Origin of the sequence: Brachybacterium sp. Z12, assembly GCF_014400405.1 — a bacterium.
Classification (GTDB): Bacteria; Actinomycetota; Actinomycetes; order Actinomycetales; family Dermabacteraceae; genus Brachybacterium.
Genome location: NZ_CP060496.1, coordinates 13,004 through 33,724, shown reverse-complemented (window position 1 = coordinate 33,724; position 20,721 = coordinate 13,004). Strand labels below are relative to the sequence as shown.

Here is a 20,721-nt window from a genome sequence, read left to right as displayed (position 1 = left end):
CCAGGTGAGGCGGGGTGGCTCGGGTGGGAGCCGGATCAGGGGGCGCGGGGGCGGAGGGTGAGCCGGAGATCGGTCCGGCCCTGCGGGGAGGGCAGCGGTGAGGCGTCGACCAGGTCGAGGTCGAGACGGTCCGTGAGGGTGGTGATGGAGAGGTCTGCGACCGCCGCGCGGCCGGCGCCGAGCATGGTCGGAGCGAGGTGGACGATCAACTCGTCGATCAGTCCGGCGCGCAGGAACGCGGCGGCGAGGATGGGTCCACCCTCGAGCAGGACGTGCCGGGCGCCGCGGGCGAACAGCTCCGCGAGGGCGGCCAACGGGTCGCGGGTGAGCAGCCGGATCTCCTCACCGGCGCCATCCATCTCAGGCAGTGCAGGGGCGTCGGAGGTTCCCATGACGGCGCGCAGCGGCTGGCGGGGGTGGAGGGCCCCGTCGGGTCGGCGGGCGGTGAGTGTCGGGTGGTCGGCCCGAGCGGTGCCGGTGCCGACCAGCACGACGTCGCAGGTGGTGCGCAGGAGGTGGACCTCCTCGCGGGCGGCGGGACCGGTGATCCACTGGCTGGTGCCGTCCGCCGCGGCCGCACGGCCGTCGAGGGTCAGGGCGATCTTGGCGGTGACCAGGGGGCGGTGGTGCTGCAGGCCGTGCGCCCAGCCCCGGTTGAGGGCGGCCGTTGCGACGGCGAGGTCCTCCGGGATATCGAGCTCGACATCGATCCCGGCCTCGCGCAGGCGCTGGATGCCGCCGGCGGCCACAGGGTTCGGATCGCGATGCGCGATGACCACCCGGCCGATACCGGCCTCGATCAGCGCCTCGGCGCAGGGCCCGGTGCGGCCGACGTGCGCGCAGGGCTCAAGGGTGACCACGGCGGTCGCCCCAGCCAGCGGGACGGACGCGGCGATAGCGCTGGCCAGAGCATCCGCCTCGGCATGCGGGGTGCCGGCGCCGCGGTGGTGGCCCTCGGCGAGGAGCTCTCCGCTCGAGCTCAGCAGCACGCAGCCCACCCGAGGGTTCGGGCCCAGCGCCACGGCGGGATCGCCCGCGATCTCGAGGGCGCGGCGCAGGGCCCGGCGCTCGGTCTCGTCCAGCATGATCTCTCCTCCGGTCCGCTGCTCGCGTTCCCGGAAGGAGAGGAAGGTGTGCGGGAACGGCGTCGCCCGGGGATCGCCGCTCAGCGCACCAGGGGTGCGCGGGGCAGGCTCGCCCGAGGACGTCGTTCGCGTGCGCTTCCCATCCGGACTCTGACCGTCGGTCCAGGAGTTTCACCTGGTCAGCCGAAGGCCAGAGGCCATCGGGTCGCGGACTATCACCGCCGGCTCGGAATTTCACCGACCCCAGTACACGCGAGCTTCATCAGCTCGTCGGTTCCCACCGTAGCAGGGGCCGCAGCGGTGTGACGGGGCATGAACTGCGCTCAGTCCCACCTGCTGATCTCCTACCGCTCGTCCCTCGCAGCACGTCGATCAGCCATAGGTATCCCGGGGGCCGCGCCAGGTCACCGTTCGGCGTCCCTTCTTCCAGCTGCGCTCGGCGGCTGCGGGCCCGGTGACCTTGAGTTCCGAGATCACGTGCGAGCCCACGTGCTCCTCGATGGTCGTGATCAGCTGCGGGGTGAGCATCCGCAGCTGAGAAGCCCAGGCCGAGGAGGAGGCGCTGACCACCAGCACCCCGTCCTCGAGGGACACGGGTCGGCAGTGGGTCGAGAGCCGTTCGCCCACGATGTCGTCCCACTCCTCGAGCACGCGCCCGGCGTTCATCCCGGCATTCCAGCCCAGGTTCCCCAGCACCTTCTTCAGCACGTTCTCGATGCCCTGGGGGTCGCGAGGATCTGGACGGGAACCGGAGTATCCCGGTGCGCGGCCGGAGCGGTCCCGCACGTCTCTGGCCTGGGTCTTCGCGGAGATCGGGAACAGTCCGCGGTCGCGAGCGGCGGCGCGGGAGCGGTTCACGGTGCGGCGCGCGAGCTCGAAAGGGTCTGTCGGGGCGGGCAGCTCCGGCGGATCGAAGAGCACCTCCGTCACGGCGCCGACGACGACGGCGTCGTCGTCGTGAGCGGGGCGCTCCCCCGTCGGGGCCGCTGCTCCGGCTCCCTCGTCGCGCGCTGCGGAGCGGCAGCCCGCGAAGCCGGCTGGGGCATCGGTCCGGCCTGCGGTGCATCGCTCGGCGGCGCCGACGCCGACGCTGCGGACCAGGTCCCCAGGTCATAGGGGTTCGCAAGCCGCGGACGAGGTGCCTCGTCGCGTCGGCCGGAACCTCCCGCGCGGCCGCTCACAGCCCCCGTCCCTCGCGCGGCGCCGCCTCGCCCAGGCTCACCTCGACCACATGGATCTCACCATCGAGGGAGTCGGGGATGTCGGTGTCGTTGGCGGTGGTGATCAGCACCTGCGAGGCGCCGGTGACGATCCGCCCCAACCGTTCACGACGGTGCGCGTCGAGCTCGCTGAACACATCATCGAGGATCAGGATCGGCTCGCCGTCACCGAGGTCGCCCTCCTCGAGGCGCAGCAGGTCGTAGGAGGCGAGCCGCAGTGCGAGCGCGAGCGACCAGGACTCGCCATGGCTCGCATACCCCTTCGCGGGGAAGTCGTGCAGGCGGATCTCCATGTCATCGCGGTGAGGCCCGGTGAGGGTGGCGCCGCGGTCGATCTCCTCATCGTGCCTGTCCGCCAGCATCTCGAGCAACTGGTCATGGATCTCCCGCGTGCTGGGAAGAGTGCCGGGCAGGGCACCGAGGGCGTCCAGCACATCGGAGCGGTACAGGATGTCTGCCGGGGAGCTGCCCTCGCCGCGTTGATCAGGTGGGAGGTCCAGCGCCGGATCGGCGCCCTCGTCGGTCGCGACCCGCAGGTACGAATAGCCCAGGTGGGGCCGCAGACGGTTGACCACAGGTGGAGCCGGGCGCGCAGCAGATCTGCGCCGTGGTGGGCGAGCTGCTGGTCCCAGACCTCGAGCGTCGCGGCGGCGGTGTCCGCCGGGTCCAGACCGCCGACGCTGCGCCCGCTCGCCCCACGTCGCATCGACCGCATCTGCTTGAGCAGGTTGCCGCGCTGCTTGAGCACCCGGTCGTAGTCGGCCTTCACCGAGGCATAGCGGGGGCGATGACGAACAGCAGCTCATCGAGGAAGCGGCGTCGGCCGTCGGGGTCGGCCTTGATCAGGCCCAGGTCCTCGGGGGCGAAGAGCACCGCCCGCACCTCGCCCAGCAGGTCACGGAGGCGGGAGACGTTCTGGCCCTGCAATCTGGCCCGGTTGGATTTTCCTGGTGTGATCTCGAGGTCGACCTGCAGCGCCCGTCCGGCCCGCACGAAGCTCGCACGGACGATCGCGGTGCTCTCCCCGCGGTGCACGAGGGCCGCGTCGTGCGGCACCCGGTGGCTGGATAGGGTCGCGAGATACCAGACGGCCTCGACGACGTTGGTCTTTCCCTGCCCGTTCTTGCCCACCATCACGGTGATGCCGGGCTGGAACGGGAGGGTGAGTCGCCGGTAGGAGCGGAAGTCGGTGAGGTCGAGCGCGGTCAGCTGCACGGAGGGAGCACTCCCTCCCTCAGATCCGCATCGGCATGATCAGGTACTTGTACGAGGTGTCGGGCTCTCCCTCGAGGGATTCCTGACCGGTCATCACCGACGGCTTGATCGAGTCGGTGAAGGTCAGGCGTGCGAACTCGGTGCCGAGCGCGCCCAGACCGTCGAGCAGGAAGCCGGAGTTGAAGCCGACCACCAGGTCCTCGCCCTCCAGATGTGCCTCGAGCACCTCGCTGGCCTGCGCGTCATCACCGGCACCCGCTTCGAGGGCGACCTGACCCTCCGTGAAGGACAGGCGCACGGGGGTGTTGCGCTCGGCGACCAGGGAGACGCGCTTGACGGCGTCGATCAGGGCGCCGGTGGAGAGACCACCGCGGTGATCGCGGAGGTGTCGGGGAAGAGCCGTCGCACCGGCGGGTAGTCGCCGTCCACGAGGGTGGAGGTGGTGCGGCGACCACCGGCCTCGAACCCGATGAGGTTCGCCGAGGAATCGTCGGACAGGGCGATCTCCACGCCGCCGCCGGTCGAGAGCGAGCGGGCGACCTCGTGCAGGGTGCGGCCGCGCACCAGGGCGGTGAGCTCGGTGCCGGGGGTCGAGGGGTTCCAGGTCAGTTCGCGCAGCGCCAGGCGGTAGCGGTCGGTCGACATCAGCGTCATCGTCTCGCCGGAGATCTCGACCTTCACACCGGTCAGCAGCGGGAGGGTGTCATCCTTCGATGCGGCGACGGTGACCTGCGAGATCGCTTCAGAGAAGACGTCTGCCGCGACGGAACCGGCGACCGGCGGCATGGCCGGCAGCTGCGGGTACTCCTCGACCGGGAGCGTGGCGAGGGCGAAGCGGGCGCTGCCGCAGCGGACCTGGAGCTTCGTGCCCTCGAGGGCGATCGAGACGTCCTTGTTCGGCAGGGCGCGCACGATGTCGGAGAGCATCCGGCCCTGGACCAGGACTTCGCCGGGCTGCTCGATCTCGGCTGCGAGCCGGATCTGGGCGCTGACCTCGTAGTCGAAGGTTGAGAGCTGCAGCTCGCCGCCGGCTTCGGCGACGATCCGCACACCCTGCAGGATCGGCATCGCCGGTCGGACGGGGAGGGTGCGGGTGGCCCAGGAGACGGCGTCGCCCAGGACGCCGCGATCGAGGTGGAACTTCACCGTTGCCACTCCTTCGCAGTGGTCGAATGACGGAATGTGCCGGACGCTGTCGCACGTCGCGGCCGAACGGAGCACAGCGTATCGGTTCCCGAGGTCTCCCGCCGACACACCGAGCGCCATCCTTGACTTCTCGACCTGTCGGCCGCGGTTTGCGCGGGTGCAGCCGCTGCCCAGCGCCACCGATCCGCGTGGCCGGACCCCTCCTCGTCAAAGCTCAGAGACGTTCCCCAGCACCTGGAATCACATGATCCGCGATCGCTCCCGAGCAGCCCTCCCCGTCCACATCCCCGCCGAGCAAGTACTTACAGTCCTCATCATCACGGCTGTGGATCCAGTGGATAACCCACATCAGTGCAGGTCAGCTTGAATGACACGGGAGTGGATGGATCGTTGAGGACTCATCGAGCTCCGTGCGCGGACTGTGCACGGACGAGCTGTCACAGCTGATTCTTGTCATTCGACCGTGCACATCGGCTCCTGCGTGGATCCTTGTCGTTCCACACTATCCACAGAGTTATCCACAATTGGGGAGAACTACTCCGTGACCTGCTGTGTTGTTCGAACAGCCCGATTGGGGCCCAAAAGTCACTGACGCGAGGCGGAGCTCGAGCTCTTGATCCTCGCGGTGAGCTCGGTGACCTGGTTGAAGATCGCCCGTCGCTCCTTCATCAGCTCGCTGATCTTCTTGTTGGCATGCATCACGGTGGTGTGGTCGCGACCACCGAACTCGTCCCCGATCCTGATCAAGGGCATGTCCGTCAGCTCGCGGCAGAGGTACATCCCGATCTGCCGGGCCGACACCAACCGGCGAGACCGGCCGGTGCCCACGATCTCCTCGACGGACAGAGCGAAGTACGTCGCCGTCTGCGCGATGATCGTCGAGGCCGTGATCTGGGCTCCGTCGTCATGGGAGAGCAGATCCTTCAGGACGCTCTCGGCGAGGGTGACGTCCATCGGCTGCCGCGACAGGGAATGCAGCGCCTGCACGCGGATCAGCGCTCCCTCGAGCTCACGGATGTTCGTGGCGATGTGCGAGGCGATGTACTCCAGGACGTCGTGCGGCACCTCGCCGGTGTTCTCCTGAGCGACCTTCTTGCGCAGGATCGCGATCCTGGTCTCGAGGTCCGGCGGCTGGACATCCGTCATCAGGCCCATCTCGAAGCGTGAACGCATCCGGTCCTCGAAGCCGCCCAGCTCCTTGGGAGGGAGGTCCGAGGTGATCACGATCTGCTTGTCCGAGTTGTAGAGCGTGTTGAACGTATGGAAGAACGCCTCCATCGTCTCCGGCGCACGCTGCAGGAACTGGATGTCGTCGATGAGCAGGATGTCGATGTCGCGGTAACGGCGCTGGAACTCCTGCGCCTTGCCGAACTGCCCCGACTGCACGGAGTTGATGAACTCGTTGGTGAACTCCTCGGAGTTCACGTACCGCACCACCACATCGGGGTAGAGGCTCTGCGCGTAGTGGCCCACCGCGTGCAGCAGATGCGTCTTGCCCAGTCCGGAGCCGCCGTAGATGAACAGCGGGTTGTAGGCCTTGGCAGGGGTCTCCGACACGGCAGAAGCTGCAGCCTGGGCGAAGCGGTTCGAGGAACCGATCACGAAGGTGTCGAAGGTGTACTTGCTGTTCAGCCGCGAGTCCTCGCCCGTCCCAGACGATCCGTTGCGCGCCGGGCGGCGCGGCGCGGGGCCGGGAGAGGGTGCCGAGGAACCGGTCAGGGCGGAGAGCCCGGAGTAGGCGCTGGGGTCGTCGGCGGCGCGGCCGCGGTACCCGGTGTGGGTGGCGAAGCGATCAGCTGCGGAGGCGGTCGAGGCAGAGCTCGCCGAGCCATCCGTGGGCAGGGCCGGCCGGCCGGGACGGTCCCCGTTCGAGGGAAGGATCGAGCCTTCGCCCCGCCGGAACGGGGTGCTGTGGAGATCCTGGCGAGCACTGTCCACATCGTTGTCCACAAAATGTGCACCAGTGGCGGTGGAGGACGAAGTCACAGGGGGTACCGAGACCGGATCGTCGGAGTCCCCCTCGAGCAGCAGGGACTCGTCGACCGTCACGGCGAAGCCGACGTTCCTGCCGACGGCCTCGTTGAGGGCGGCCTTCAGCGAACCGGCGATACGGTGCTCGAACAGCTCTTTTGCCGAGGTGGAGGGTGCTGCGACCAGCGCAGTGTCCGCCACCACGGCCATGAGTCGGGAGAGCGTGAGGAGGGCGATCACGCGCTGCGACACGGTGTCGTCGCGGCGCAGGGTCTGGAGCGTGCGCTCCCAGATCGCGTCGGCGTTCGCCTCGTTCATCAGGTCTCTCCCTAGGGGTCGAGCGGGCGGTCGGGACAGTTTTCCACAATAGCTTCTGTATTGTGGATCGAGGATGTGGATAACGGGGGTGAGGTCGGACTCCCGCAGGCTGGGGAGGCACCCGACGCCGGGCGTAGAGTGAGAATCGGGCCACAACCGGGCTTCTGACGGCCTGGGCCGTTGACCCCGTGCACCCTCGCGCCTAACATCGTTCAGTCAGCGCTGCGCGCCGTCCCGATACGGTTCCCGGATCCACTGAGGGCCCACTCCGGCATCGGATCGGACCTCGGCAGCCGCCCCGTCTCGGCGGGTGCGCCCGGACTTCCCGTTCGTGCAGCAGACCAGACCACCGCGAGGGCATGACCGTGCCCACGATCGAGGAGAACCATGAGCAAGCGCACGTTCCAGCCGAACAACCGTCGCCGCGCCAAGAAGCACGGCTTCCGCGCCCGTATGAGCACCCGCGCCGGCCGCGCCATCCTGAACGCACGTCGCGCCAAGGGCCGCGCCGAGCTCTCCGCCTGAGGCGAGCCGTCGAGGCGAACCGCGGCGTGCTCCTCGTGGCGCCGTGAGCTGGTCCACGCACCGGCTCAGCTCCGCGGACGAGTTCCGCGCCGTCACCCGCGGTGGCGCGCGCAGCGCCCGATCCCACGTGGTCGTGCATCTCACCCAGCTCACGCAGGGCGAGGATGCACCCCGCGTGGGATTCGTCGTGTCCAAGAAGATCGGCAACGCCGTGGTGCGCAATCGCGTCACCCGTCGGCTGCGGGAGATCATCCGTCCGCATCTCGCGACCTTGCCCGCAGGTTCCGCGGTGGTGCTGCGGGCACTGCCCGGGATCGAGGACCAGCCCTTCAGTACGCTGAAGGATGACGTCGACTCCGGTCTCGACTCCGCCTCACGCAAGCTCTCCCGACGTCGGGAGAAGAGCCGGTGAGCGGGCGCGGGGTGCTCCGCATGATGCTGCGGCTGCCGCGGAGGCTCCTGATGCTCCCGGTGCGCGGGTACCAGGTGGGCATCTCGCCCTACACCCCGCCCGCCTGCCGTTACGACCCGGTCTGCTCGCAATACGGCATGGATGCCCTGCGGGTGCACGGGGCCGTGAAGGGAACGCTGCTCACCACCTGGCGAATCCTGCGCTGCAACCCCTTCACCCACGGGGGCCCGGACCCGGTCCCGGCCCCCGGCATGTGGACCAATCCACGCCGACTGCGGCACCCAGCCCGGTAGGGCCTACCCTTGTCCCAGATTCCCGATCACAGCCGGCACCTCGTATGAACGACATGCGCATCCGTGCGGCAGGAAGACCAGGCCGATGAACCCCCTGTATCCCATCGAGTGGGCTGTCGCATGGCTCATGGTGCAGTTCCATGCGCTGCTGTCCGTGTTCATGGACCCCGACGCCGGCCTCACCTGGGTGCTGTCCATCTGGGACTCACCGTCGTGGTGCGTACTCTGATCATCCCGCTGTTCGTGCGCCAGATCCGCGCCTCCCGCGCGATGCAGATGGTCTCGCCCGAGCTGCAGGCGGTCCAGAAGAAGTACAAGGGCAAGACGGACCAGGCCTCGAAGCAGAAGATGGCCGAGGAGACCATGGCGGTCTACAAGGAGGCCGGCGCCAGCCCGTTCTCCTCGTGCCTGCCGGTGCTGCTGCAGATGCCGATCTTCTTCGGTCTGTTCCGCGTCCTGTTCATCAAGCTCCCGGCCGCCGCCGGCGGCGAAGCCTTCGGGGCGCTGAGCGCGGACCTGGCGCAGAGCGCGAGCACCGCGACCTTCTTCGGGAACGTCACCATCGCCGACAGCTTCCTGAAGTCGGGCGACGGCGGGGTCACCACCAAGATCGTCGCCGGTCTGATCATCGCGTGCATGTCCGGAGTCACCTTCTTCACCCAGAAGTCGCTGACCATGAAGAACATGCCCAAGGCGGCCCTCGAGGGCCCCATGGCCAGCACCCAGAAGATGATGCTGTACATGCTCCCGTTCATCTACGTGATCACGGGGCCGAGCATGCCGATCGGTGTGCTCATCTACTGGCTGACCACCAACGTGTGGACCTTCGGGCAGCAGTACATCGTCATCCGCGCCACCCCCACTCCCGGCACCGAAGCCGAGAAGGCCAAGCACGAGCGCATCAACGCCAAGCGGGAGAAGAAGGGCCTCGAGCCCCTCGACTTCACCCCGCCCAAGAAGGTCTCCGCCGAGCCGGAACCCGAGGCCCCGATCCGTGTGCAGCCCACCAAGGGCAAGAGCGGCAAGAAGCTCTCCGACGAGGAGAAGCTCGAGCGGGCCCGCGCCCTCCGCGCCAAGGCCGCTGAGGAGCGCCGCAAGGCCCAGGAGGCCGCCGGTGAGGTGCCGGAGTCTCCGTCGCAGGGATCGAACGCCCTGAACAAGAACAAGGGCGGCAAGAAGAAGCGCAAGAAGTGACCTCGCCCCGGGAGCACGGTCGCTCCCGGGGTGCAATCCCACATCCAGCATTTCCGGAGGATCCTGATGAACCTGAACGAGCCCCTGGCTGACGCCTCTGCGGCGGCGGAGAACGATACGCCCACCCCGTCGACGACGACGTGAGCACGGCCGAGGGACAGACCGCGGCCGAGGCACCCGCGGAGGAGACCGAGGCCGCTGCGGAGAGCGACGAGGAGCGGATGCGCCGTCTCGAGGAGGAGGGCGACATCGCCGCCGACTACCTCGAGGAGCTGCTGGACATCGCCGATCTCGACGGCGACATCGACATCGACGTGGACGGCGACCGCGCCTCCGTGGAGATCGCGGGGGCCGACAAGCTGGCTCGTCTGAACCGTCCCAAGGGAGAGCTGCTCGACGCCCTGCAGGAGCTCACCCGTCTGGCGGTGCAGACCCGCACCGGGAATCGTTCCCGCCTGATGCTCGACATCGGCGGGTTCCGGGCCGAGCACAAGGACAGCCTCGAGGGGCTCGCCGCGACAGCGATCTCCGAGGCGAAGGAGTCCGGCGCCCCGGTGCCGATGCGCCCGATGAACCCCTTCGAGCGCAAGGTCGTCCACGACGTCGCAAAGCGCGAGGGCCTACGCTCCGAGTCCGACGGTGACGGCAAGAACCGTCACGTCGTGATCTACCCGGCATCCTGAGGCAGCCCGTGCAGCCCCTTCCCGAATCCCTGCGCCCCACGGCCGAGCGGCTCTTCTCAGATCGCCTCGAGCTCGCGGAGCGCTTCGTCGCCCTGCTCGCCGAGCAGGGTCCGGAGCGTGGTCTGATCGGCCCGCGTGAGGTGGATCGCCTGTGGGAGAGGCACCTGCTGAACTGTGCGCTGATGGTCGACGCGATCGATGCCGCCGCCCCTGATGCGACCACGCTGGCGGACGTCGGCTCCGGCGCCGGGCTGCCCGGTGTGGTGATCGCGATCGCGCGCCCCGACCTGAAGGTCACCCTGATCGAGACGATGCAGCGCCGCACCACCTGGCTCGAGGAAGTTGATGCCGAGCTGGGTCTGGGCCTCGAGGTGGTCCGAGCCCGTGCGGAGGATCTGCATGGTGAGAGAGACTTCGAGGTCGTGACCGCTCGCGCGGTCGCCGCGCTCGACAAGCTCGCCCGATGGACGCTGCCGCTGGTGGCCGAGGGAGGTCTGCTGCTGGCCATGAAGGGGTCCTCGGCGGCCGACGAGGTGGAGAAGGCGCAGAAGGCCCTCGCCAAGCTCGGCGGCGTCGATCCCACCATCTCCCTGTACGGGGTGGGCGAGGTCGAGGTTCCCACTACAGTGGTCCAAGTGCGTCGCCGTGCGAAGGCGACCAGGAAGGGAGACGCACGTGGCTGAACGGCGCGATGATTCCTCCCCGGGACACGGCGCGATGGAAGACACCCCGCTGATGCGTGAGCTGACCCGGGATCTTGCCCGCAAGAAGAAGCTCGAGGGTCTCGACCTCCAGCGGCCCGAGAGCACCCGTGTCATCACGGTTGCGAATCAGAAGGGCGGCGTCGGGAAGACGTCGACCACCGTGAACGTCGCCGCGGCCCTGTCGATGGGCGGCCTGAACGTGCTGGTGATCGATGCGGACCCGCAGGGGAACACCTCGACTGCGCTGAGCATCGATCATCACGCTGAGGTGCTCAGCATGTACGAGGTGCTGGTGGAGTCCGCGCCGCTGAGCGATGTGGTGCAGGCGGTCCCGGATATGGAGCGCCTGTTCTGCGCGCCTGCCACGATCAACCTCTCCGGAGCGGAGATCGAGCTGGTCTCCCTCGTGGCCCGGGAGAACCGCCTGCGCAATGCGATCCGGGATCATCTCGAGGAACGCGAGCAGCGGGGCCTGGAGCGTCTGGACTACGTGCTCATCGACTGCCCGCCCTCGCTCGGGCTGCTGACGGTCAACGCCCTGGTGGCGGCGCGTGAGGTGCTCATCCCGATCCAGGCCGAGTACTACGCGCTGGAGGGTCTTTCGCTGCTGCTGAACAACATCGAGCTGATCCGTCAGCACCTGAACCCGGAGCTCGTGGTCTCCACGATTATGCTCACGATGTACGACGCCCGTACCCGCCTGGCCGCTCAGGTCGCCCAGGATGTCCGTGATCACTTCCCGGACCAGACTCTGGAGACGAGCATCCCGCGTTCGGTGAGGATCTCGGAGGCACCGAGCTACGGACAGACGGTGCTGACATACGATCCGGGCTCCAGCGGTGCACTGGCCTACCGCGCGGCCGCGTACGAGATCAACACCCGACCAGCCCCTTGATCCCCCACCGGGGCCGCGGCGACGGCGCATGCGGACCCGGGTGATACCCCTACGGCGACGACATTTCTCGGAAGGACAACGGCCATGACGCAGAAGCGAGGACTCGGTCGAGGACTCGGTGCCCTGATCCCGGGCGCCGGTTCGACCTCTGCTCCTGAGCAGGAGCTTCGTACGCGCACGCGTCCGGCCGACGAGACCGAGGGACGCTCCGGCAGCACCCGGCCGGTCGACATGTTCTTCTCCGGGGAGAGGGTCGACGCGGATGGCCGCCCGCAGCGAGGGCGTGCCGATGCGCTCGACCTCGCCACCGGGATGGCACGCGCCGCCGCTGAGCGTCGGGGCCGCACCGCCAGCAGCACCCGTGCCGCTGCCGCCTCCGGTTCCAAGGCTCCGGCCACCGAGACCGCAGAGGAGGAGCCGACGACCCGCAGCGCAAAGGCTCCGGTCCGTTCCTCGAGCAGCGCCTCGAGCGGAACGACAGCCAAGAAGCCGGCGACCAAGACCGCTGCCACCAAGAGCTCTGCGAGCAAGGCTTCCGCTGCGAAGACTGACGCCACCAAGAGCACTGCCACCAAGAGCGCACCCGCCAAGAGCACCGCTGCCAAGAGCGCGCCGGCAAAGCCGGCAGCGGCCAACCCCGCGGCGACGAAGACGACTGCGGCGAAGAAGTCCACCAGCCCCGCCGCCGATGCGACGACGCCGGAGACAGCCTCCCCGGCGGCCGCTTCCACCGAGGACAGCCCGGTCGTCGACGTGGAGCCGGTGACCCCGTCCCCGGCGAAGGCCCAGGCATCCGAGCCTGCTGAGACTCCGGCTCCGGTTCAGGAGAGCGACTCCGCTGTCGAGTCCGACGGATCCCCCGCAGACGGCGAGCCCCTCGGGGACTCGGGCTCGGAGCAGGCGGCTGACGGAGCGTCGCCGGAGCAGGGCCCTACCCCGGCTCTCTCTGCTGTGAGCCAGGATCTGGTGAGCGTCCCGGGCGCGGTGTTCGCTGAGATCCCGATCCACGAGGTACGGGAGAACCCGCGTAATCCCCGCACGATGTTCGACGAGGACGAGCTCGATGAGCTCGCCTACTCGCTGCGCGAGGTCGGTGTGCTGCAGCCGGTCGTGGTTCGCCCGATCCCGGTCACCGAGGCCGGCGAGTCCTTCGAACTAGTCATGGGCGAGCGTCGTTGGAGGGCTGCGCGTCGCGCGGGCCTTCCCGCGATCCCGGCGATCATCCGAGAGACCAGTGATGACGATCTCCTGCGGGACGCACTGCTGGAGAACCTGCACCGCACGCAGCTGAACCCTCTCGAAGAGGCCAACGCCTATCAGCAGCTGCTCGAGGACTTCGGCTGCACACAGGACGAACTCGGAGAGCGCATCGGGCGTTCGCGCCCCCAGATCACCAACACGCTGCGCCTGCTGCGGCTCCCCCTCTCGTACAGCGTCGCCTCGCCAGCGGTGCGATCAGCGCCGGTCACGCACGAGCTCTGCTCTCCCTCGATGATCCTCACCTGATGGAGGAGCTCGCTCAGCGGATCGTGCAGGAGGGGCTCTCCGTTCGTGCCGTGGAACGTCTGGTCGCGGGGGCGGGCAGCAGCCGGCCACGCGGACCGTGCGCCGCAGCACCTACGATCCTCACGTCGTGGACCTCACCAGCCGCTTGTCCAACCGCCTCGAAGCCCCGGTGCGCATCGACGTGGGCAAGCGCAAGGGCCGCATCACTCTCGAGTTCAGCAATCTCGAGGATCTTGAGCGCTTGGTCGAGAACATGGGACTGGACGTTCCTCTCCCGCACACAGATCACTGATCTCCGCCCTCTGACTTCCTGAGAAGGGGCCCGCGACTGCGCGGGCCCCTTCTTGGTTGCGCTGAGGACCAGAAGAAGCTACGGACGAGTAGTGGCCCCGTCCCGCCACGGGTTATGACGAAAGTATCGGTAGTGTCAGTACAGATTGGGCTCTAGTCCTGCTTCGGGTCTGCCTACGCTTACATAAGCGGGCGTCTGTCCTGGTCATCGACGCTTTTTCCGACTATCCACCGATGTGCACAACTCTGTGGATAGTCGCTCCAGCAGCAGCGGTGGAATCCTTGAAGGCACCCTCGGCCTTGGAGAGCGGACCTTTGTCCCCCTGACCGATATAGTCCTCGGCAATGCGGAGAAGGACATAGACGCTGGCGGGCTTACGGGACCTGCGCAGTCCCGCGCGACGTTTCACGCGAAACTTCGTACCCAGTGGCACACAACGGGGAATTGATTACCCTCTCTTCGCCGGCTCTCTTGTGTCACGTGAAACAACGTAGTGCGGATAGAAGGCAGCACGGAGGATCCTCGCCGCGGCGGTACAGCTCATCGTGGGCGACGCGAATACGTGAAGCAGCGGGCTTGCCAGCCCGCGTTTCACGTGCAACGGGCTTCGCCTGGCGACTGAAGCCCGCCCGAATGTGCTGGTTTCGGTGATTCCCGGAGGCTTCTTGCATGGGATAGCGGAGACCCACGGCGCACTCGCAGCCAGTTTCACGGGAAACTAGCTACTCTGCGCACAGGGGTTGCAGTGTGCATGCCCCTGGCCCGGCGGCGAGCGGGACGTACCACCGGCACTTGGAGGCGGAGTAGGCGACGACTCGACCCTTTCTTGCGACGCAGTTGCACGTGAAGCGTTCGCTACTCCTCGAGCCACGAGAATGCTAGCTGAACGGCAGTTCGGCTTAGGCGCCTCCTCCGGCGAGGCTGACCCTCGGTTGAGGAATGAGGCCTCGGAAGGAGATGCGCGATCGTTCCCCGTGAAACCCATGCTTCGGACGCATTCAATCCATCCTGCCCTGGACGGCTGCCCACCGGGTGCGCCCCAGGTGCGTTTGCGATGAAGCGCATGTTCCGGTGAGGGTGAGCTCTCGCTTCACGTGAAACGCGGCATCAGCGTCAACTGAGCGCGTTTCGCGTGAAACGCACCTGACTGTCGGGGATCTACACCCGACCTGGGCCGACCTGACCCGGGACCGAACCTGTACCTCGGCGGCTACGACTGCCAGGGATGTTCGAGTTTCCCGTGAGACCTCAGCGGACACGCCATTTACAGACCATCTTCGTCACCCGCTGATCTCGAAGCTGGCCCGGGTACTCCAGAACGGGCTGGCGATAGAAGAAGTAAGCGCGCTTTCGTGACGACAACTAGCACACGTTTGGAGCAGGTTTCACGGGAAACCGGCCAGACGCCGCCGGGCATGAACATAGGCGAGCCGTACGTTTCACGTGAAGCCGGGCAGAGGCCGACGGGCATGAGCACGGGTGAGCGGAACGTTTCACGCGAAACGATCGCTGCCCCTGGCGATCACTTCTGCAGCCACCCGGAAGCACGCCGGCGGCTCATCTCAGTTCATGTACGCGAGGGCAAGGCTACTCACAACCTCTCTTGGAGCCTCACCCGAAAGGCTTGTGGGGGGCCGAGCAGCACGGAGCAATGCGTCTGCCCCAGACGCTGCAGTGTGGCCCTTCGCTTCTGCAGCGGTCCGACTACGCACAGGAGCGGCACGAGCTGAGAGATGACGACTGTTTCCCGTGAAACGTGGGCTTCGGCCTGAACAGGCTCTGCCCTGTCCAAGACATGCCGCCCGAGGTGCGCCGCACCGGTCTCGCTGTAGCGAGCAGGTTTCACGTGAACCCGTACGCGCGCGCCGCTACCGTCACCCCTAGGGCTGCGACCAGACACGGACACCCGGCAAGTTTCCCGTGAAACGTGCGCGTGCCCGATCTGTCACCCGACATCTGGCCCACGGGGAGGCGGACGTTTCACGGCAAACACCTCTCTCAGGAGGAGGGGTTGCTGGGCAAGCTACGGGCCCAAAGAACGGCCTCCATGAACAGCTGGTGTACAGGGGATGGAATGCAGCGCGGCCAGCACGTAGCAGAGTGAGTTGCATCGTCACGTGGAACTGCGGTGGTGCGGGACTCCGGCTGGGCTTCTCTGCCGCCGACTCTGTCCTTCATGCCGCGCAATGGCCCTCATGCACAGTGTGAGTATCATTGTGGACAAGTCCTGATGGACACGTGTCCAACTATGTGGTCAACCGCGCGAAGCGGTGGATATCACGTGGAACCGGATTGGACAGCAGAACCTTACTGGCGAGCATCAGTGCAGGTCAGAGGCATATTGTCGCCAAAGCATACGCAAGAGAATTCCTGCTGGTTATCCACAATCCGTTGTGGACAACCCTGTGGATACACTCATCCCCGGCTGTGGAGAACCATGTGGACAGACATGTGGATAGCGCCGTTCCGGCACGTCAGAGCTGGTCGTCCCGCCCAGATTTGACACGGTCGAAGTCAGCCAGCTCTCCAGATCAGAGGCGTGGGCCGAACTCCGTCTCGACCACATGCTTGGGAAGAGCTCCACTGCGTCGGTGGGTGAGGGTCCACGGCCCCTCGAGGTGGAGCCCCTCCCCGCCCGGGCTCGCACCACTCAGGTGCGTCACGGTGAGCGTCTCCTCGTCATCGAGGGGCTCACCTGGTGTGAAGCGGAGCCAGGTGGGGAGCATGTCCACATCCCACAGCTCGAGCAGCTCGTCATCAGGGTCCTCCACGAGCACTGCGTGCACGGAGGTGCCCCATCGCCTGCTGAGCTCCTTCAGCACGGTCGGGGCCGGGCCCGATGGCCCGGCCCACTGCGCGCTGAGGAGGACCACTGCATGCGCAGCCAGCGCACGAGTGGTCGGCGGGTGCGACGGTGAAGTCACTGCCCGGCGGCGGCCGCCACTGCCCTCTCGGCGTGGAGGTTGGCTGCGGTGTCCGCGAGCCAGCGCTCAGCATCCAGCGCTGCCTGGCAGCCGGTCCCTGCCGCCGTGATGGCCTGGCGGTACGTGTGGTCCACGACGTCGCCCGCCGCGAAGACCCCCGGCACGGAGGTGCGGGTGGTACGGCCCTCGCACACGATGTACCCCTCGTCATCCAGCTCGAGCTTGCCGCGCACCAGATCGGTGCGCGGGAGATGCCCGATGGCTTCGAAGACGGCGGAGGTCGCCAGCACGCTCTCCTGACCGGTGACCGTGTCACGAAGGGTCACGGATTCAACCTTGTCGGTGCCGTTGATGCTCACGACCTCGCTGTTCCAGGCGAAGCTCAGCTTAGGATCGGCCTCGGCGCGGCGCGCCATGATCTTCGATGCTCGCAGCTCGTCACGGCGGTGGACGAGGGTGACCGACTTGCCGAAGCGGGTCAGGAAGGTCGCCTCCTCCACAGCGCTGTCGCCGCCGCCGACCACCACGATCTCCTGATCCTTGAAGAAGAAGCCGTCGCAGGTCGCGCACCAGCTCACGCCCTTGCCGGAGAGCGTGTCCTCACCGTCGACGCCGAGCTTGCGGTACGCGGATCCGGTGGTGATGATCAGCGTCTTCGCACGGTAGACGGTGCCGTCGTCCAGGGTGACGGTCTTGACGTCCCCCTCCAGCTCGAGCTCCACGGCATCGTCGTAGATCACCTCGGCGCCGAAGCGCTCGGCCTGCTCCTGCAGGTTCGTCATCAGCTCCGGCCCCTGGACGCCTTCGGGGAAGCCCGGGAAGTTCTCGACATCCGTGGTGGTCATGAGCGCGCCTCCGGCGTCGAGGGCGCCGGCGATGACGATCGGCTTCATCTCGGCACGCGCGGTGTAGATCGCAGCGGTGTAGCCGGCGGGACCGGAGCCGACGATCACGACCTCATGGACGGTGTCGTCCTGGGGGCCGCGACCGAGGGAGCCGGGGCGGTCTGTGCGATGGGCGCGGGGCCGCCGAGGATGTTGAGAGCCTGGATGGGCTGCGACATGGTGGATGTCCTTCCGTGGGTGTGGTCGTGGGCGGTCAGCGGGAGGCCCGTCACCGAGTATCGCGCAGGGCCCGCTGTGGTGGCCCCGTCGCGCTGTGGGTCATAGGGAGCCGATCATCACGTCCCCGGACCAGAGTCGGACGTCCTGCGGCGAGGTGTTGTCGTCCGAGGTGCCGCAGGTGGGAAGGACAACGGTGGCCGAGACGATGCCGCCGTTGGCGCGCAGGGTCTCGCGGTCCATCGGACCGTGCACGAGCAGCCAGCTCGCCGTCTCCTCGCCGCCCCATGCGACCTCCTCCATGATCAGGATCGATTCCGGGATCCCCTGCTCCTTGAGGCATTGTGCGGCGTCGAAGCTCGTCATCGGTTGGATGGTCCCGGTGTCGATCAGGCGCTGCACCTCGGTGCCGAGGGTGGTCTCAGTGATAACGGGTACGCCGGCGGAATTCTTCCCGCCTGAGATCGAGTCGACGGATGCTGCTGAAGCATGGGATCGGCTCGAGGTGGACAGCTCGAGCGCTCCGGCCAACTGGATGCCCAGCAGACCGGCGACGACCAGGGTGACGACGATCAGCGGGAGCGGGATCCCGAGGACTGTCCCGAGGCGCGGCTCGCGGTCTTCGTCCCCGCGCGCGGAGGGGCGGCGTCGGGGCGAGGAGCTCATTCGACCTGGATCTCCGCGATGCGGGCCCGGAACCGCCCTTGTTCATTGCTGTCGGGAGGGAGCTCGGAGATCCACAGGGCGACCTGCTCGGTCTCGAGGGGCTCGGGCGCCGTGAGGCGGACCTCGCCGTCCCCGGCGAGGTCGCCGGTGGCCAGGACCTCGCCGAGCGATCCGTCGCCCTCCAGCGCGCGCAGCTCGATCGTGCCACCGTTGTTCCGGGCGGTGGTGATGGTGACTGCGGTGAACGTCGAGGGTTCCCCGAACTCGAGACGGACGCCCACGTCGTCCTTGAGCCCGCCGTATTGGGGGCTGCCGTAGTGCTTGCTGGACCAGTACGTCGAGGGGTCGCCGTCGGTCATCCGCTCCTGCTGATCCGCGTTGTCCGGTTCCCGGTCGCTGCCCGGAGCGAACAGCTCCACGCCGGAGAGTTCGGGGCTGGCAGCTCGGGCTCTTCGGTCGCCTCCTCCGTGGGTTCCACGGGTGCCTCGCCGGTGTCCTCCTCGGTCGGGGCGGTGGAGCTCGGCGGGGTCGCGGTGGCCAGCGGATCGTCCAGCAGCCCGCCGATGTCTCGGGTGATCGAGGTCAGCGCGAAGACCAGGGCGACCATCACGACGATGGCGCCGCCGATGATGATCCACTGCGACTGCAGCGATCGCTTCTCGTGGTCCTGAGGGCCCATGGCGAAGGTCCCCGGTGCGTCGGCGTCGACAGCGACACCGACCACGTCCCGCAGCAGGGAGCCGCGCGAGGAGGGCACGGTGCTCTCCTCCGGTGTCTCCTCGAGCAGCGAGCGGTCCCGTCCGTGGATCACGATCGGTTCGTCCCCGCGCGCCGCTGCGACCGGCGCGGCCCGGCCGGCGACAGGGACCGGGCTCGGCGACTGACTGCCCGCACTGTGCACCACGGGATGCGTCGGGGTGGGCACGGAATGATCCGGGGTGGAGGCGGTCGAGGACTCCGAAGGAGCGTCAGAAGGCTGCTGTGCACGTCCGTCCGAGCCGTCCGGTGACTGCAAAGGCGCGAGAGCTGTGCGCTCACCCTGCTCGGCGTCGCCGGCGAGCGGCCACTGGGTGCCGGATGAACGGGCGGGAAGCTCGCTGTCCTGCGGCTGCGGGGAATCACCGGTGGTTCCGGCGGCACCGGCTGCGAGGCCGCCTGCCGCGAGGGTCCCGGCACCAGCGGCCGACGGGGAGTCCGGTGCCGCAGGGGGCTCTTCAGGGGACGGGAGGGCGAGATCCAGCTGGCCGGGGAAGGCGGTGCTGGACCGCTTCTGATCGAGGCGCAGATCTGTGACCAGCGACTTCGCCTCTTCTGAGGCGCGTTGCGCCTTCTCCTCCGCGGCCTGTGCGGCACGCTGCTGCTCGGCCTCGTCAGCTCTCTGCTCCGCGACGGTTGCTTCCTCGCCGTCGGCATCGTCCTGATCGCGCTGTTCGGCAGGCTCGGCAGACTCGGTGGACTCGGCAGACTCAGCGGCGACGGCCGCCGCTCCCGCTCCAGCCATGCCGACCGCGCTGGCGGCTCCGGCGGCGGCAGGGAGCTCCGGAACAGAGGGAACGCTCGGCTCAGGAGCCCGGACGACGGTGTCCTCGTCCGGGAGCTCATCGGGCACGGAGTCCATCAGGGCTGTGCTATCGAGCTCGTCCTCGTCGGCCATATCGGGCTCGGCGGATGGCGACGGCGACGGATCGTCCCGCAGGGCATCGGCGGGGGCGGAACCCTCCTCCACCATGCCCTCCTGCGAGACGGGCTCGTCGACCGCCGGAGCCGCCGGAGCGGCGCGCGGATACGCCTCAAGGGTCACGGGGATCGACTGCCACGGTTCGAGCGCTTCGATCAGGCCCCGCGTGGTCTCGGGGATGTCATCGGCCGACTCGTTCAGCACGAGGTCGCACAGCAGATCCAGATCCGCGGGGATCTCGGTGTCCACCACCGTGGAGGGCCGTGGGACGTCGCCGCTGGCATCATGCTGCGGGCTGCGGCCGGTCAGGGCGCGGTACAGCAGCGCGACGAGCGCTGCGGTGTCCTGGAAGGAGGCCACCTCCCGCGAGCGGTCCAGACCGGGGTGGGCGGCGGCCTCCACGCCGATCCCGAGGATCGCGACCGCTCCCGTGCGGGTGTCGACGAAGAGCCGGTTGGAATCGATCAGCTGATGGCGCACACCGCGTCGCCGGGCGGCCTCGAGACCGGTCGCGGCCTCTCCGATGATCGCGCGCGCCGTCTCCGGATGGAGCGGTCCCTGGGCCAGCAGCGCCGCGAGCGGCGGGGCGGGGGGGACGCGGATACTCCACCACAGTGGTCGGGCCGTCGGGATCCGCGGGCGCGGCCTGCTCGGCGGTGGCCTCCCGCGGGTCGTCCAGCACGACGATCTCCTGGACCGGCAGCAGGTGCGGATCCTCGACCAGATAGGCACGACGCACGGCGTCGGCGGCCTCCAGGGCGGCCTCGCCCCGCACGATGAACAGGACTACGTCCTGGCCGGTGGCCACCGACCGGGCGCGGCGCCACGAAGCGCCCTCGGCGACGCCGGACAGAGGGATCTTTCCCTCCAGCGTCCAGCGGGACCGCAGTGCGTCCGGCTCTGAGTTCGTGTCCACGGACCGTCCTTCTCCTC

The 20,721-nt window shown here is 68.1% G+C and carries 18 protein-coding genes, 2 pseudogenes and 1 riboswitch; of the genes and pseudogenes, 10 read left to right on the top strand and 10 right to left on the bottom strand.

Features of this window, described 5'->3' with window-relative positions:
* Positions 1–35: 35 nt before the first annotated feature.
* The 5 genes and pseudogenes from ribD to dnaA all read right to left on the bottom strand — a co-directional run bounded on the left by ribD (position 36) and on the right by dnaA (position 6,955).
* On the bottom strand, positions 36–1,085 hold the full coding sequence (ribD, locus tag H3H54_RS00160) for a bifunctional diaminohydroxyphosphoribosylaminopyrimidine deaminase/5-amino-6-(5-phosphoribosylamino)uracil reductase RibD (RefSeq protein WP_262425031.1): 1,050 nt from the start codon (positions 1,083–1,085) through the stop codon (positions 36–38).
* A 126-nt stretch (positions 1,086–1,211) separates the two neighbouring features.
* Positions 1,212–1,341, bottom strand: a riboswitch (FMN riboswitch).
* Positions 1,342–1,457: 116 nt separating this feature from the next.
* Complete coding sequence (locus H3H54_RS00155) at positions 1,458–2,006, bottom strand: DciA family protein (protein WP_262425030.1); 549 nt, start codon at positions 2,004–2,006, stop codon at positions 1,458–1,460.
* A 256-nt stretch (positions 2,007–2,262) separates the two neighbouring features.
* A pseudogene (gene recF / locus H3H54_RS00150) lies at positions 2,263–3,520 on the bottom strand (DNA replication/repair protein RecF).
* Positions 3,521–3,539: 19 nt separating this feature from the next.
* Positions 3,540–4,666, bottom strand: a pseudogene (gene dnaN / locus H3H54_RS00145) (DNA polymerase III subunit beta).
* Positions 4,667–5,251: 585 nt separating this feature from the next.
* On the bottom strand, positions 5,252–6,955 hold the full coding sequence (gene dnaA, locus H3H54_RS00140) for a chromosomal replication initiator protein DnaA (protein ID WP_262425029.1): 1,704 nt from the start codon (positions 6,953–6,955) through the stop codon (positions 5,252–5,254).
* Between the two features lie 387 nt (positions 6,956–7,342).
* On the opposite strand from dnaA, the gene rpmH reads away from it, so the two are divergent.
* From rpmH to H3H54_RS18500, 10 genes are all read left to right on the top strand, one after another.
* Entirely contained in the window at positions 7,343–7,480 is a 138-nt protein-coding gene (gene rpmH, locus H3H54_RS00135) for a 50S ribosomal protein L34 (protein WP_262425028.1), read from the top strand.
* Positions 7,481–7,523: 43 nt separating this feature from the next.
* A complete protein-coding gene (gene rnpA / locus H3H54_RS00130; RefSeq protein ID WP_262425027.1) occupies positions 7,524–7,892 on the top strand; it encodes a ribonuclease P protein component in 369 nt (122 codons plus the stop codon).
* The gene (gene yidD / locus H3H54_RS00125; protein WP_395963108.1) at positions 7,889–8,185 is read left to right on the top strand and encodes a membrane protein insertion efficiency factor YidD; all 297 of its coding nucleotides are present in this window, start codon (positions 7,889–7,891) and stop codon (positions 8,183–8,185) included. The genes rnpA and yidD overlap by 4 nt, the downstream gene beginning before the upstream one ends.
* A gap of 85 nt (positions 8,186–8,270) precedes the next feature.
* Positions 8,271–8,414: a hypothetical protein gene (locus H3H54_RS00120; RefSeq protein WP_262425026.1), complete on the top strand. Its 144-nt coding sequence runs from the start codon at positions 8,271–8,273 to the stop codon at positions 8,412–8,414.
* Complete coding sequence (gene yidC / locus H3H54_RS00115) at positions 8,402–9,379, top strand: membrane protein insertase YidC (RefSeq protein ID WP_262425025.1); 978 nt, start codon at positions 8,402–8,404, stop codon at positions 9,377–9,379. The genes H3H54_RS00120 and yidC overlap by 13 nt, the downstream gene beginning before the upstream one ends.
* 140 nt (positions 9,380–9,519) lie before the next feature.
* A complete protein-coding gene (locus H3H54_RS00110) occupies positions 9,520–10,062 on the top strand; it encodes a R3H domain-containing nucleic acid-binding protein (protein ID WP_262425024.1) in 543 nt (180 codons plus the stop codon).
* 8 nt (positions 10,063–10,070) lie between these two features.
* The gene (rsmG, locus tag H3H54_RS00105) at positions 10,071–10,745 is read left to right on the top strand and encodes a 16S rRNA (guanine(527)-N(7))-methyltransferase RsmG (RefSeq protein ID WP_262425023.1); all 675 of its coding nucleotides are present in this window, start codon (positions 10,071–10,073) and stop codon (positions 10,743–10,745) included.
* 34 nt (positions 10,746–10,779) lie between these two features.
* Positions 10,780–11,661: a ParA family protein gene (locus tag H3H54_RS00100; protein ID WP_316249089.1), complete on the top strand. Its 882-nt coding sequence runs from the start codon at positions 10,780–10,782 to the stop codon at positions 11,659–11,661.
* A gap of 84 nt (positions 11,662–11,745) precedes the next feature.
* Positions 11,746–13,167, top strand: coding sequence for a ParB/RepB/Spo0J family partition protein (locus tag H3H54_RS00095; RefSeq protein WP_316249088.1), 1,422 nt, complete (start codon positions 11,746–11,748; stop codon positions 13,165–13,167).
* Positions 13,116–13,481, top strand: coding sequence for a hypothetical protein (locus H3H54_RS18500; protein WP_316249243.1), 366 nt, complete (start codon positions 13,116–13,118; stop codon positions 13,479–13,481). Before H3H54_RS00095 ends, H3H54_RS18500 begins: the two co-directional genes overlap by 52 nt.
* A gap of 2,509 nt (positions 13,482–15,990) precedes the next feature.
* On the opposite strand, the gene H3H54_RS00090 is transcribed toward H3H54_RS18500, so the two are convergent.
* From H3H54_RS00090 to H3H54_RS00070, 5 genes are all read right to left on the bottom strand, one after another.
* Positions 15,991–16,281 (bottom strand): hypothetical protein, encoded by a 291-nt coding sequence (locus H3H54_RS00090; RefSeq protein WP_262425022.1) that lies wholly within the window; start codon positions 16,279–16,281, stop codon positions 15,991–15,993.
* Positions 16,282–16,379: 98 nt separating this feature from the next.
* Positions 16,380–17,336 carry a thioredoxin-disulfide reductase gene (gene trxB, locus H3H54_RS00085; RefSeq protein WP_262425021.1) on the bottom strand — a complete coding sequence of 319 codons (957 nt, stop codon included), beginning with the start codon at positions 17,334–17,336 and terminating at the stop codon, positions 16,380–16,382.
* A 210-nt stretch (positions 17,337–17,546) separates the two neighbouring features.
* Positions 17,547–18,110, bottom strand: coding sequence for a hypothetical protein (locus tag H3H54_RS00080; protein ID WP_262425020.1), 564 nt, complete (start codon positions 18,108–18,110; stop codon positions 17,547–17,549).
* Positions 18,107–18,469 carry a discoidin domain-containing protein gene (locus H3H54_RS00075; protein ID WP_262425019.1) on the bottom strand — a complete coding sequence of 121 codons (363 nt, stop codon included), beginning with the start codon at positions 18,467–18,469 and terminating at the stop codon, positions 18,107–18,109. The genes H3H54_RS00080 and H3H54_RS00075 overlap by 4 nt, the downstream gene beginning before the upstream one ends.
* Positions 18,466–20,268, bottom strand: coding sequence for a hypothetical protein (locus H3H54_RS00070; protein WP_262425018.1), 1,803 nt, complete (start codon positions 20,266–20,268; stop codon positions 18,466–18,468). The genes H3H54_RS00075 and H3H54_RS00070 overlap by 4 nt, the downstream gene beginning before the upstream one ends.
* Positions 20,269–20,721: the final 453 nt, after the last annotated feature.

Excerpts from the sequence above, each read along its gene's own strand:
- H3H54_RS00080 (WP_262425020.1), bottom strand. The coding sequence starts at position 18,110 with ATGAGCTCCTCGCCCCGACGCCGCCCCTCCGCGCGCGGGGACGAAGAC.
- H3H54_RS00120 (WP_262425026.1), top strand. The coding sequence starts at position 8,271 with ATGAACCCCCTGTATCCCATCGAGTGGGCTGTCGCATGGCTCATGGTG.
- ribD (WP_262425031.1), bottom strand. The coding sequence starts at position 1,085 with ATGCTGGACGAGACCGAGCGCCGGGCCCTGCGCCGCGCCCTCGAGATC.
- rpmH (WP_262425028.1), top strand. The coding sequence starts at position 7,343 with ATGAGCAAGCGCACGTTCCAGCCGAACAACCGTCGCCGCGCCAAGAAG.
- H3H54_RS00075 (WP_262425019.1), bottom strand. The coding sequence starts at position 18,469 with ATGACCGACGGCGACCCCTCGACGTACTGGTCCAGCAAGCACTACGGC.
- H3H54_RS00100 (WP_316249089.1), top strand. The coding sequence starts at position 10,780 with ATGGAAGACACCCCGCTGATGCGTGAGCTGACCCGGGATCTTGCCCGC.
- H3H54_RS00095 (WP_316249088.1), top strand. The coding sequence starts at position 11,746 with ATGACGCAGAAGCGAGGACTCGGTCGAGGACTCGGTGCCCTGATCCCG.
- dnaA (WP_262425029.1), bottom strand. The coding sequence starts at position 6,955 with ATGAACGAGGCGAACGCCGACGCGATCTGGGAGCGCACGCTCCAGACC.